The sequence below is a fragment of the Rhodococcus sp. C-2 genome, assembly GCF_027854095.1.
GTDB classification, from domain to species: Bacteria; Actinomycetota; Actinomycetes; order Mycobacteriales; family Mycobacteriaceae; genus Rhodococcus_F; species Rhodococcus_F qingshengii.
Genome location: NZ_JAQGFI010000016.1, coordinates 1 through 13,015 on the forward strand (window position 1 = coordinate 1; position 13,015 = coordinate 13,015).

General features: G+C 64.4%; 13 protein-coding genes. All 13 read right to left on the reverse strand.

Annotated features, from left to right (window positions below; translation table 11 throughout):
* Positions 1 to 185 precede the first annotated feature (185 nt).
* A complete protein-coding gene (locus tag PCS43_RS28180) occupies positions 186 to 965 on the reverse strand; it encodes a hypothetical protein (protein WP_270923144.1) in 780 nt (259 codons plus the stop codon).
* Between the two features lie 252 nt (positions 966 to 1,217).
* A complete protein-coding gene (locus PCS43_RS28185) occupies positions 1,218 to 1,565 on the reverse strand; it encodes a hypothetical protein (protein WP_270923145.1) in 348 nt (115 codons plus the stop codon).
* A gap of 29 nt (positions 1,566 to 1,594) precedes the next feature.
* Entirely contained in the window at positions 1,595 to 2,896 is a 1,302-nt protein-coding gene (locus tag PCS43_RS28190; protein ID WP_270923146.1) for an AAA family ATPase, read from the reverse strand.
* Positions 2,897 to 2,966: 70 nt separating this feature from the next.
* On the reverse strand, positions 2,967 to 4,154 hold the full coding sequence (locus PCS43_RS28195; RefSeq protein ID WP_270923147.1) for a hypothetical protein: 1,188 nt from the start codon (positions 4,152 to 4,154) through the stop codon (positions 2,967 to 2,969).
* A complete protein-coding gene (locus PCS43_RS28200; protein ID WP_270923148.1) occupies positions 4,151 to 4,345 on the reverse strand; it encodes a hypothetical protein in 195 nt (64 codons plus the stop codon). Before PCS43_RS28200 ends, PCS43_RS28195 begins: the two co-directional genes overlap by 4 nt.
* Positions 4,342 to 5,580: a vWA domain-containing protein gene (locus PCS43_RS28205; RefSeq protein ID WP_270923149.1), complete on the reverse strand. Its 1,239-nt coding sequence runs from the start codon at positions 5,578 to 5,580 to the stop codon at positions 4,342 to 4,344. Before PCS43_RS28205 ends, PCS43_RS28200 begins: the two co-directional genes overlap by 4 nt.
* A complete protein-coding gene (locus PCS43_RS28210) occupies positions 5,577 to 6,677 on the reverse strand; it encodes an ATPase AAA (protein ID WP_042926277.1) in 1,101 nt (366 codons plus the stop codon). Before PCS43_RS28210 ends, PCS43_RS28205 begins: the two co-directional genes overlap by 4 nt.
* Positions 6,678 to 7,065: 388 nt before the next feature.
* On the reverse strand, positions 7,066 to 7,875 hold the full coding sequence (locus PCS43_RS28215; RefSeq protein ID WP_128638076.1) for a hypothetical protein: 810 nt from the start codon (positions 7,873 to 7,875) through the stop codon (positions 7,066 to 7,068).
* A gap of 340 nt (positions 7,876 to 8,215) precedes the next feature.
* Positions 8,216 to 9,973, reverse strand: coding sequence for an arsenical pump-driving ATPase (gene arsA, locus PCS43_RS28220; protein WP_003944661.1), 1,758 nt, complete (start codon positions 9,971 to 9,973; stop codon positions 8,216 to 8,218).
* 16 nt (positions 9,974 to 9,989) lie between these two features.
* On the reverse strand, positions 9,990 to 10,397 hold the full coding sequence (gene arsD, locus PCS43_RS28225; RefSeq protein ID WP_003944649.1) for an arsenite efflux transporter metallochaperone ArsD: 408 nt from the start codon (positions 10,395 to 10,397) through the stop codon (positions 9,990 to 9,992).
* A gap of 31 nt (positions 10,398 to 10,428) precedes the next feature.
* Positions 10,429 to 11,511 (reverse strand): ArsO family NAD(P)H-dependent flavin-containing monooxygenase, encoded by a 1,083-nt coding sequence (locus PCS43_RS28230; protein WP_003944597.1) that lies wholly within the window; start codon positions 11,509 to 11,511, stop codon positions 10,429 to 10,431.
* A gap of 53 nt (positions 11,512 to 11,564) precedes the next feature.
* Positions 11,565 to 11,972, reverse strand: a complete 408-nt coding sequence (locus PCS43_RS28235; RefSeq protein WP_003944607.1) for an arsenate-mycothiol transferase ArsC — start codon at positions 11,970 to 11,972, stop codon at positions 11,565 to 11,567.
* Positions 11,973 to 11,999: 27 nt separating this feature from the next.
* Entirely contained in the window at positions 12,000 to 12,986 is a 987-nt protein-coding gene (gene trxB, locus PCS43_RS28240) for a thioredoxin-disulfide reductase (protein ID WP_003944628.1), read from the reverse strand.
* Positions 12,987 to 13,015: the final 29 nt, after the last annotated feature.

Below are 13,015 nucleotides of genomic sequence, written 5' to 3' on the forward strand. Positions count from 1 at the left end.
CCCGTCTGCGCCTCCAATGCGGGCTGCGCCCGCATTCCAGAAAAGCCTGCCCGCCAGGGCGGGCAGTTGACAGAACACAACCGGCGCTGCGCGCCCGGTTCGCTTTCCCACTCACGCCGATCAGTTTGACCGGCGGTGCCGGGCCGCGCTGCGCGCTGCCCGACCACCACCCTTCGATCAAAGAATCAGTCAGCGAGTTCCCAGTCAAAATTGATGTATCCGAGGTCGTTCGAAATTGCGTCACGAACATCACTGGTATCCAACGATTCTCGGGCACCGTCAGCGCTGCGCGCCGATACGGTCACGGTCACGCTGGCGGTCACAGTCACTTCAACTTCGTGGTCACGTTCACGACCCGGAAGATCGTGCTCGCTCATGAAGTTTTCGAACTCTCCGCATAAGCTATTGCTGTCTGCCCATTCGCAAGCATCTTCTACCAGCGAATCAACCCAACGGCTCCGCTCCTCTCGCTCGCGCTGTAGCGCTGCGCGCTGGTTCGCCAGATCATTTCGTAATTCTTCCGTGACTTTCTGTGCCGATTCTATCTCCGCACTCACTGCAGCCCGCTCGCGTAGCAGCCCCACATACGCCCTCAACCACAAAGGAGGGGCCTCGAACGGCTGGCCGAACTGGACTACCTGCTCAGAAGTAGCGGTACCCGACCAGCTCTCGATTACCCCTTGCCCTTCCTCTGCACCAACCCAGATGACACTCACGTGCGCCTGATCCTCTGTGGATATATTCGGGTCCACGGAGAACCATCCTCTACGCACAGTGCCACTCTCAGCGCTGACTTCTACCCAGGCACCCTCCGGGGGGAAGCCTGGAACCAACGGATCGGCAAGAGCCTCATCTCCGAAATCCGGGCATAGTGCCTTGTCGAGCAAATCTACAAAGGCTCCGGGCCGAGACGAGTGGTCGGCACCCAATTGTGCGATGGCCGCGACAGAATCAATAACAGACATGTTGGAAACTCCCCTTCACGGGATGAGCGGGCTAGATGGTCAGACCAGCCCGAAATGTTGCGCTTTGGACAAGGTCGAATCTATCAGACTTTTCACCTTCGCGAAACCCGAAATAGTCTGCATAACAACGTCTTTGGAAACCAGACGGAAGGGCAAATAGCAAGGGAGAGCTGCTCTCCAAGTCCCTGGCACTCCCGGTGCCGGGGACTGCCGGCCGAACGTCCGTGGACTGTCCGACCGTCAGTGCCCCGATTACTCGGTGCCGTACAACTCGGCGGTGTAATGCCCCTCCCCATTGCGTGTGGCTTCATCCCAATCGACGCCCAACGCGTCGGCCAGGTGGTGTGCATCGGAGAGGAAGTCCGCGAACACGGTGGGCAATTCTTCGGTGCCGGTGCCGCAGCGGCGGGCATACGCGATCATGCCGTCTGCTGCCCGCACAGCGCGGACGCCGTTGTCGTGGATCTGCGACTCTGGGTCTTGCTCGTAGCGGAAGTCATCGCGCTTGCTGCCGCCCGCTGTCGATGCCGCGACTGCATCGAATGTGTCTATTCCTTCCCAGACGCGTGCACGGTATTCGATCTTCGTTGTTTCGGACATTTGTTGTGTCCCTTTCTTTTTCGGTTGAACTACACAGCGGGGGTGCTGTGCAGCGCGGCCAACAGGCCGGTCTGGACCTCGAGCGCGGGCGACGGCGCACCGTGTGCAAGGACGCTCAGGGTCGTGTCGTCGATGACGACGGACATGTGGGCGCGGTGACGCGAGAGCATCACGCAGGCGCGGCCCGCATCGAGGTTGAAGGGTTCGGCGGTCCGGTATCCCGCCAACGGGTGCAGCACCACGACGGCAGGACGCTCGAGGCCTTGCAATGAGTTGGCGGTGCCGACCAGTACGTCGGGGTGCTCGCTCAGTAGGGCACGGATTGCCGCAGCCTGAGTCACGTGCGGGACCACCACGGCCACGTCGGCGGCCGTCATTGACCGCTGGCCTGTGGTGGTGACCAGATCCGCTGCCAGTAGTTCCCGCACCCGCGCAGCGCATGCGGTCACCAGGGCCGGATCGGACGGGCCTCCGCAGGCTGTGATCGGGCGGTGCGCCAATTCGGGCCACACAGCGCCGCTCGAATCGGTGAGGTGTTCCGGGGGCCGCTTGGAGGTGAACGGCAGATCGGGGTAGAACAGTGGCGCAATCAGCGCTGTGGTGTCGGGTCCGAGTCGCCAGGTGTGCGCCAACCGCACCATCCCCACCGCATCGCCGTGCGCAGCCAACAGTGCAATCGGGGCGGGTAGATCGGGTGCGGTTTCGCTTCCCTCCCAACGAGATACATCGCCGGTCACCACCGGGTCGATCTGTCCGGGATCACCGACGCACACCACCTGTTTCGCCATGGCTCCCAGCGCTCCCAGATCGGCGTAGGTGCATTGCCACGACTCGTCCACGATCAACACGTCCGCACCGACTCGGTCCGGGTCCGAGAACAACCATCGCGCCGTCGTACCGATCAGAATTGCCCCAACGTCGCCCTGCCAGCGCACTTTCTGCCCCGACACCACCGGCGTGCCGCCGCTATCCGGTGCCGGTGCCTTCGCCTTCCACATCAAGGCGGCGCGATCGGTGAGTGCTCCCAAACGGCGTGCAATCTCCACCGCCTGTTCGCGGGTCTGCGCCGCGATCCCCACCCGCAGATCCGCCCGGTGCGCCAACGCCGCAGCCAGCAGTGCAACCAATCGGGTCTTGCCCGCACCGGGAGGGGACGGCACCACCACCGCAGGATCACCCGACCACACCGAAAACAGCACACGCGCCGTGATCGGGTCGGCCATGATCTCCGACCCCGGCCACCCCGCCAGCGACGGGACGGACATACGGGACGACGACGGCACCGGGCCGGAGGGGGCAGCAATATCCGACGACGAGGCAGTAATGCGCATGACGAATCAAACCTTTCCTGAAAAAAGTCTCTGAACTGGCTATTTACCTAAGGCAGGTATGCTGCCGGTGCTATTCCTCTGCGCCCGCTATGAGCACGTCCAACGGCACTTCACGCCGGGAAGGGACGGGTGTCTGCCCCGTCGAAAGCCAGGACCGCCGCCCTCGGTAGAGCCGCCAGTACCGGCCACGACCAGCGCGCATCGTGTGCGGCGACGCCGCTCGCGGCATCAACACCACCGACGCCCCACTCGGCGGCGCATACATCCCCACCGAACCGAGTCCGAGCACCAACTTCCCGCCGACAACCTCGGCCTTAGTGACCTCGACAGTGAACTGCTCGAACGGACGCCGTCGCGGTGTACCGACCCACCCGGTGACAGCAGATCCGACCCGCAGCCGTGAATCCAGACGCTCACACGTCACCGACAGCGACCCGTTGCGCCGACGTGAACCTTTCGGTGGCGGCGTCATCGATGCCACACCCACCGCGACGTGACCGGTGTGCAGTGCGCGCTCGCGCCACATCGGATCATCGAGCAAGGCTGATGACATCACATCTGCTGCGTCACAACGACTTCGCAGGCCCATCGCGGCGCTAGCCGTGTTGTCGGGACGCGACCAGTCGTGACCGTCCACCAGTGCAGACTGCGCCCGAGAAAACGAATACGCGTCGTCTTCACCGATCGCAGCGAGCAGCGGCAACAACCGGCCACTGCCGATCGCACGCGCCCACTCGTGCATCCCGGCGACACTCTCGTCCGCGATCTGCAACCACGTCCGCCACACCCGCGCCGACCGCTGCGCTTCCGGCACCACTCCGAGCACGTAGCGGGCACTGGACGCGGCCGGAAGATTCACCGCCGCCGACGTGCCGGGATGATCCGCCCGATCCGCCCACCACCCCACCATCGCGGCACTACCAGAGATGTTCGGGTCACTGTGGTGAGCGTGCGCCCGCGCCAACCCCACCAGCGCCGGAATCGTGCCGCCGTCGTCGGTGAGCAACATCGCCGGGGTATCCGCCGCCAGCGTGCCGCCCAACCGTGCCAGCAACGCCAACCCTGCCTCGTCGCACGCGGTTTCCTCACCTCCACCGAACGCCGCAGCGGACACGCTCACACTGCCGCCGCGTACCGTCGCCCGCACCGCCAGCGCCGACGCTGACGGGGTGAACGTAGTGTGTGCGAGCCGAGCAACGGGGCGCCCCGTTTCGGCGGCATAGAGACGCTGAGCCAGATCGAACCATTCCACGCTCACGACACGTCCTCCGCCTGTTCGCACGCCAGGACCACCGGATTCGCAGCGCACTCCCACCCCGCACGCAAGGCCCGCGCCGCCGCATCCTCGCCGGTACCGACGACCACGCTCGCCACCTGAGCGGGCTCGTGACCGGTACCCGTCAACACCTGCTGCGCGTACCGCAACAGATCACCGCTCACCGCGTTCACAACGCACCGACCGGGATCTGCACACTCGACGCCCAGTCCGGGGTCCGAGACAGTGCGGCGTCGTTGCCGATCACCGCGCACACCAGATACGCCCGCGACGGCCGATCCGGCCACGGCGTATCCCCGTCCGTCAACACGATCACCACGTGCGGGGCAGGACGGGCCGCGTTCGCCGCATCGATCCCGACGCGCATATCCGTACCGCCGCCGCCCACCAACACCACATCGGCCACCGACCGCACCGCCTGCGCAGACGTCGATGCCGCATCGCACGAGAGAATCCGTACCCGCTCCCGCGCCACACCGCCCGCCCGCAGCACACCCGCCACCTCACCCATCGCCGCCGACAGATCACCCGCCGACATGGACCCCGACGTGTCGATCACAATCGACACCGTGATCGACGGACCCCGCATCGCCGGGGCCACGATCCCCGGCAGGCTGCGCCGCGACGGACGCGCATAGCTGTAGTTCGTCCGCCCCGACTGATCCGCCAGCGCTCGCCGGATCACCGCACGCAACACCCGATCCCACGGCACGGTCGGCGGCGTGAGAACCTCACCAGCCCAACGCGCCAACCCTTGCGGCGGCATCCCGCGCCCCTTCCCCTGCGCCGCCTGCACCGCCCGCGCCACATGACGGCGAACCAGATCCGCTTCCGCGCCGTCCAACCCGTCCGCGACCTCCCCCGCTGCCGCGCCCAACTCCCCCGGCACCGGCGCGCATCCCGCACCGGATCCGCAACCCACGTCGTCGTCGTCTGGAAACTGTTGTCCCGTAGCCGGATCGATCAGGTGCGTGTAGTAGTCCTCTGCGATTCCGCCGTCCTCGCACCCGAACGATTGTGGAGTGATCACCCCGTCCGGTAACCCGACGCCCGCCGCCAGCAAGTCGTCGTTGATTTCCGCGTCCGCCGCGTAATTCCACGCCACGTGCTGCACCGGCTTCGGCAAGGACTGCCCCCGCACACCGTGCGCCCGCAGCAAGTGCCCGACCTCGTGCAACAACACCGCACCCGCCACCGGCACCGGCCACGCACCCGCCCCCACCAACAACGCCGGATCTAGATACAGCCGCCACTGCGCATCCACCGCGAACGTGCCCAACCCCGGTGCAGCAACAGGCTGCGCCGCGAACAACGCCCGCATGAAATACGGCATCTGCTCGGCAGAAACCAGTCGTGCCAGGCGAAACGCCCGCAACTCATCCGGCGCGAGCGCCCGAACCCCGCTCATGCTGCCGCCTCCATCAGACCCGCAGCGGTCAACATCGGCGCGAACCGACGAGCAGACGCCGGGACAGTCGCCTTCGCCGGTCGCGCCTTCGCCAGCGTGCGCGCCGCCGCGCCCGCCACGTCCGGTGCGCCCGCCTCCGCAGCCGCGATCAGCGGACCCCACGCACTGCGCCAGGCCTCCACCGTGCCCCGTCCCACCGCCCACGCCGTGACACCGGACAGCACCGCCCACACCAGATCAGGACGCGACTGCCAATCGAACGCCGAATCGGGATTCTCCACCACCGCAACCGGATCGGGAAGATCCGCGCTACGCCGCCACTCCAAGAACTCCACGCCCGCGCCCTCACCGATCAACCCGAACACCGCCGTGTTGATCGCCGCGTTGTCGTCCTCCCGCAAATGCGGCAACACCGCCGCCAACATCGACCACGTACGACGCGACGGCCACGCACCACCGGTCTGCGCAGCCGACGACGGAAACGCATCCAACGCATCAGGATTGCGCTGCACAAAGCCGGTGATCGAACTGCGCACCAACGCAACCCGCTGCTCATCGGTGGCCACCGCACGCGAGGCAGGCGGCGCACCCCACCCCGTCGCCATACCGTCCAACCACTCATCCACAGACGGCGTGAACTCCACATGGCAGAACCGATTCGCCAACGGCGCTTCCAACTCGTACCCACCAGCAGCGCAATCCGGAGGATTCGCCCCCGCAATCACCCGAGTCCCCTTCGGCAACTGCACATCACCGACAGTCAAATCCAACGCCACCGCCAACATCGCCGCCTGCACAGCAGGCGGACTCGTCGTCAACTCGTCCAAAAACAGATACCCACCACCACCGGCAACCAACTCCTTCGCCCACGCCGGAGCCTCCAACGCCACACCGTGCTCCCGCACCACCGGCAACCCCGCGAAATCCGACGGCTCACGCAACGACCCCAACACCGTCTTGCACAACACCCCATCCGCCGCAGCCAACCCACGAACCAAACTCGACTTGCCCATACCCGGACCCGAAATCAACAACGACGGCACACCCGCCCGCCCATTCGCATCCAACACAGTCACAGCAGTAGCCAAATCAGCCACAGGAATCCTCCAGAATCGAGCGAACTGGTCAGGTCCGCTACCGAATTAGACTCCCCAATTATATAGGTTGACCTGCACAAATAGGCGCTAGAATCGTTTCTCACGTCCCCGGCGCACCCTGTGCCGGGGACGTGAGAAACCACTACCTCACCGGCCGCCGGCACCACCGCAGACAGGCGAAGGAAAGGTGGCTACAAGACCGCGATTTCGACCTCCGATCAGCGGTCCCCAGCATGCCGACCTCTACGACATCTTTTCGGGCCGGCATCTGCACACAAGAAGTCAAACCTGCGAAACGCCACGCTAAAAAGCGGATAGACCGCAAACGATGTCCGGGCTTGGCTGTCAGCTCTTGAGCTCGCCGACCCACAACACCTCAAACAACCCGTTACTCAAGTCGAAATATGTACGGAGAGTTCGTTTCACCGTCGATACGACGCTGAAACTCAACTTGGACTTGCTGCAGCAACTCGAGGTCGTCCCAAGCAGATGAGTGATCCTTGCTCTGTTCTCGAGAGTCAAACAACAGATTCACCCACCGGGCATTGTGGGATGACCACATCACAAAGAAGACATCCGGCCACATCACCCAGACGGTGTCTACGCCAACAATCCCGTCCAGTGGGTTCAGAAGGTGTGCCACGATAGGAGCAACGTCCATTTCAACGACGGGATAGTCAAAGGGATGGGCAATCAGAAATATGTTCTTCGAGTGCGCAACCCTCACTTTCTTGTTTAGTTGGCGGAGCGCGCGATCAATCTGATTGAGGCCTTCACCTGCCAGGACCTCGTTTACAGTCGTAACAGCTGCGGTGAACGTCGTCACCATCGGAATTTCGCCACGCCCAAGGGATTGATCAATCGTGGCGTCAAACTTTCGGTACCAAAGACCAATCGATTTCACTTCGAAGTCCGCAAACCTCTTATTCGCCAAACCCATCGACGATATGGGGCTGCGCTCCGATTTCGAATGCGAAAGATCGAAGATCAAGTCTGGTTCGCCAGCACAATCAACGCTAGTCGGCGCACAGGCTAGGAATGCAGTCGTTGAAATGGCGGCTAGGTCCTCGCCCGATCTCACTTTCAGTTTTCGAAGCACCTCGTGCGGCAACGCACGGCAGAGCTCGTCGACCGCCCACCATAAAGTTCGTTGCGGTATCACCACTACGTCACTGCCCTTTGCGCCCGGATCGAGCATGAACTTATAGTCGCACATCGCAAAGCAAAGCCCCGGGAGTTCGGGTCACTTCAATCCCGGGCTTCGGCGATAGCATCAGCGGTCACCAGCATGTCGATCTCAACAACATTGGTTCCGCCGGCATCGGTGACGCGCACGGTTACTCCGGCGAGCTTGTGTACCGTCGGTCATTGACCGCAGAGGGGAAACCGAGATGCTGTTGTCTTCCTGGCGAGTGTGTATCACCGAGAGTCGTGTGGTCCGACCCCGGATCACGGCATACCGGAGCGCGGCGAGAGAAGCCGTCGCCACCATATCCAGCCAACGAAAATGACCAGCCAGAAGTCGATTCCTACTCCCGTCAGGCCTTACTCAACGCCGCCAATGCATCTGTGCCGACGGGTTCTTCGGCGAGCATCGGGACGATGGCGGTTCGCTGGCTGTATTTGTTTGTGATGCTGTCGATTTCGGTGATCTCTCCGGCTGCGCGTTGCTGCAGGAGCGTCGAGGTCGGTTCGGCTGCCGCGAGGGAGTTGTTGACCACCCACGCCCAAGGGTGAATGCCTGCGCGTTGCAGGTCGGCTTGCAGACCGGCGGCCTCGAGGACAGGTGTGGTTTCAGCGAGGGTCACGAGTAGGACTTTCGTGGCGTTCGGGTCCTGGAGCCGCATGAGCGGGGTGGTGAAGTTCGTGTTCTCACCCATTTGGCGGGCGATTTCCCGGTGGTAGGAGCCGGTGGCGTCGAGCAACAACAAAGTGTGCCCGGTCGGGGCGGTGTCGACGACGACGAATTTGCGGCTCGATTCGTGAATCACCCGCGAAAACGCCTGAAAGACCGCCACTTCCTCGGTGCAGGGTGATCGGAGGTCTTCGGCGAGGTTCGCGCGTCCGCGTTCGTCGAGGTTCTTGCCTTTGGTGGTCAGAACCCGGGTGCGGTACTGCTCGGTGGCTTCGGCGGGGTCGATTCGGGAGACCTGGAGGTTGTCGAGTTCCCCGTTCAAGGTTTCTGTCAGATGTGCGGCCGGGTCGGTGGTGGTCAGGTGCACCTGGTGGCCGCGTTCGGCGAGGGCGACAGCGATGGCGGCTGCGATGGTGGTCTTGCCGACTCCGCCTTTGCCCATGCACATGATCAGGCCGTGATCGTCGGTGTCGAGTTCGTCGATCAGGGATGAGAGCGGAGCACTGGGTAGCTGCAGGGCCGGGTCCGCTGAGGCGGCGGATACCGGGCTGAGGTCGGGGGTGAAGAGGCTTTCGAGTGCGTCGATGCCGACGATATTGGTCGCTTTGAGCGGGACCTGATCGGTGGGCAGCTGCGCCAATTCGTCGGGCAGGCCGGCTATCGCGGCTTGTTCACGCCGGTAGATCGCGGTCGCGAGTGGATCGGTGTCGTCGCCCGGTGCCGGGAGGACACCGTTGATCACGACATGCTGATGGGTCAGTCCGATGTCGGCGAGTTCGCGGTGGGTGCGGGTAATTTCGGCGAGCGTCGAACGCTGGGCGCGCGAGACCAGGACGAGGCGGGTCCGCTGCGGATCTGCGAGCGCGGCAACAGCGTCAGCGTAGATGGCTCGCTGCTTCTCGAGCCCGGACAGCGGCCCCAGGCACGATGCGTCGCCCCTACCGTCGTCGAGGAACTCGGTCCACGATCCGGGAAGCTGCAGCAGCCGGATGGTGTGCCCCGTCGGAGCGGTGTCGAAGAGGACATGGTCGAAGTCGGCGGTGATGTCGCCTTGGCAGGAGAGCAGTCCGGTGAACTCGTTGAACGACGCTATTTCGGTGGTGCAGGACCCAGAGAGCTGTTCGGCGATCGCCGCGATCTCCTTCTCGGGGAGCAGTCCGCGGACGGGGCCGATGATCCGCTCGCGATAGGCGGCGGCGGCTTGTTCCGGGTTGATCTCGAGCGCCGACAATCCGGGAGCGGCGGGAATGTCGGTGATGGTGTTGCCGATGCTCACGCCGAAGACCTGCCCGACGTTGGAGGCGGGATCGGTGCTCACGAGCAGCACTTTCTTCCCGGCGCGGGCGAGGGTGATCGCGCTCGCGCAGGCGATGGAGGTCTTTCCGACACCGCCTTTGCCGGTGAAGAACAGGAATCGGGGTGCATCGTTCAGGAACTTCATTGCGTTGTGGGTGCTTTCAGCAGCAGGTGGTGGAGTCGGCGTCGTCGGTGGAGCAGCATGCTGAGCCGTCGGCGAGTCCGAGCATGGCGATCCCGGCCGGCGCGTCCGCGGCTCCGGCTTCGGTGATGCCGGCCCATTTCGCGAGCTGGTTGCGGGTGGGATAAGTACCGGTCAGGGCGGTGACTCCGTCGACGATCGCCAGCGGGAGTCCTTCGGAGCCTGAGATTTTGAGGAATGCTGCGACGGTGTCGTTTCCGGCGAAGGCAAGGGGGTCGTTGGCGAGGTTGTGACGGGTGATGGTGCCGCCGTTGCTCGCGACCCAGTCGAGGTCGGCGGTGAAGGTGATCAGCGCTTGGTCGACGTCGTCGCCGCAGACGCCGGTGTTGCAGCACAGGGCGGGTTCGAATACTTCGATGGTGCTCATGATGTGTCCTCTGTTTTGTTTCGGATGTTGCTCAGATGGCCGGGACTGTGAAGAGGTCGTCGTCGAGTGCGGTGATGGCGTCGCGGGCGGTGCGGCCGACTCCGATCAGGGTGGCCGATGCGGGACCGGTCCAGTCGCCGTATCCGAGGAAAATCAATCCGGGTTCACCGGCGACGTGCGCTCCGTCGAGTTCGATGCGTCCGGTGTCGCCGTCTCGGAGTCCAAGGGGCTGAAGGTGCCGTAGCGCGGGGCGGAATCCGGTGCACCAGATAATGGCGTCCACCTGTTCGACGTGATCGCCGAATCCCAATCCGGTGGCGGTGAGGCGGTCGAACATCGGGTGCGCCACCATCACGCCGCGCTCGCGGGCGGCTTGGACCGGGGGCACCATCACGATGTCGCCGAGGCCGGCGATGCCACCGGAATCGGTTTCACCTGAAGCGATTTCACGGGCATGTTCACGGGCGACGTCGAAAAGGATCCGGCCGTCGACGTCGTCGGGCAGGAACCGCGGTTCCCGGCTCGTCAGCCAGAGTGTCTCGGCGACGGTGGAGACTTCGGCGACGATCTGCGCGGCAGAGTTTCCGCCGCCGACCACGGCGACCTTGCTACCGGCGAACGGGGTCGGCGAACGGTAGCTGGTGGTATGGATTTGGGTGCCGGTGAACTCGCGGATACCGGGGTAGATCGGCCAGAATGGTTGCCGCCACGTCCCGGTGGTGTTGACGACGGCCCGCGCGGACCAGCTGCCGTGATCGGATTCGACGAGATACCCGTCACCGGAGCGGGTCACGGACGTGACGCGGACCGGGCGGCGGACCGGTAGGTCGTATCGGGTCTCGTAGGCGGTGAGGTAATCCACGACGTGTGAGGCGGGCGGGAAACCGGGACTCCAGCCCGGCATCGGCCAGCCGGGCAGCGAGGAGTATTCGGCTGGTGAGAACAGGTGCAGTGAGTCCCAGTAGTGCTGCCAGGATCCACCGGGCGCTGTTTCGGCGTCGAGGATGACGAAGTCGCGGCCGGAGCGGCGCAGGTAGTACCCGGCGGCCATTCCGGCTTGACCACCACCGATCACGACAACGTCGACCGTGATCGGTGTCCCTTGCGAGTGCACGAGTGTCCTTTCCTTATCCAGATCTTCTGCTGACAGCCGGGGTGATACGTCGATTACGTGGTCAGACGCCCGGCCAGGGCGTCGACGCGGGCAGCGATGTCGTCGCGGACCAGCCGCATTCGTTCGATTCCGTCGATGCCGCGTTCGGACGGCTCGTCGGTGTCCCAGTTCTCGAAGTCGGTACCGGCGACGGGATCGACCTTCGCTTCGCTGCCCAGGGTGACGACGAGGTCGACATTGCGCACCAGTTGCGGATCGATCAACGTCGGGGTCTCACCGGAGATGTCCACCCCGACCTCGAGGAGCGTTTCGGCGGACAGGGCGTTGACCGCGTCGCCGGGTTTGGTGCCGGCCGAGTACACGTCCACCTGGTCGCCGGCGGCTTTGCGCATGAGGCCGGCGGCCATCTGGGATTTGCCGCCGTTCTTGACGCACACGAACAGCACTGAAGGCTTGCTCATCGAAGTTCCTTTCGCTGGGTGTGGGAGTCAGACGGCGTCTACGGTGTGGCCGGCTGCGTCGAGCGTGTTGGCGGTGATGTCGCCGCGGTCGGCCAGCCAGCGTTCGGCGTCGATTGCTGCGGAGCATCCGGTGCCGGCAGCGGTGATCGCCTGACGGTACGTGTGATCGACCAGGTCACCGGCAGCGAAGACGCCGTCGACGGAGGTCGCGGTGGAACCGGGAGCGACGCGCACGTATCCGGCGTCGTCGAGATCGACCTGGTCCTTGACGAGCTCACTGCGCGGGTCGTGGCCGATGGCGACGAACATGCCGGTGATCTCGAGTGTGGAAGTTTCGCCGGTGACGGTGTCGCGCACGACGAGGCCGGTGACGCTGTTCTCACCGAGCACCTCGACGGGCTCTGCGTTGGTCAGGAAGCGGATCTTCTCGTTGGCCTTGGCGCGCTCGAGCATGATCCGTGAGGCGCGGAACTCCTCGCGGCGGTGCACCAGGGTGACCGAGCGAGCGAAGCGGGTGAGGAAGGTTGCTTCTTCCATCGCGGAATCGCCGCCGCCGACCACGACGATGTCCTGGTCACGGAAGAAGAAGCCGTCGCAGGTGGCGCAGGCGCTGACGCCGCGGCCGAGGAGGCGTTCTTCACCGGGAATGCCCAGGTAGCGGGCTGCTGCGCCCATGGCGAGGATGATCGCGTGCGCGGCGTAGGTTTCGCCGTTCGCGACGACCGTCTTGATCGGGCCGCTGAGATCGATCTCCTCGACGTCCTCGGTGCGGATGTCGGTGTCGAAGCGCAGTGCCTGCTCGCGCATCTGTTCCATCAGATCGGGGCCCATGATTCCTTCGCGGAATCCGGGGAAGTTCTCGACCTCGGTGGTGGTCATGAGGGCGCCACCGAACTGGGTTCCCTCGAAGAGCAGGGGCGCGAGCTCAGCGCGCGCGGTGTAGACACCAGCGGTGTAGCCGGCCGGTCCGGAACCGACAATGATGACGTCATGGACCGCGGACGGGATGGTCATAGTGTCTCTTTCACGGGATCGAATACGGG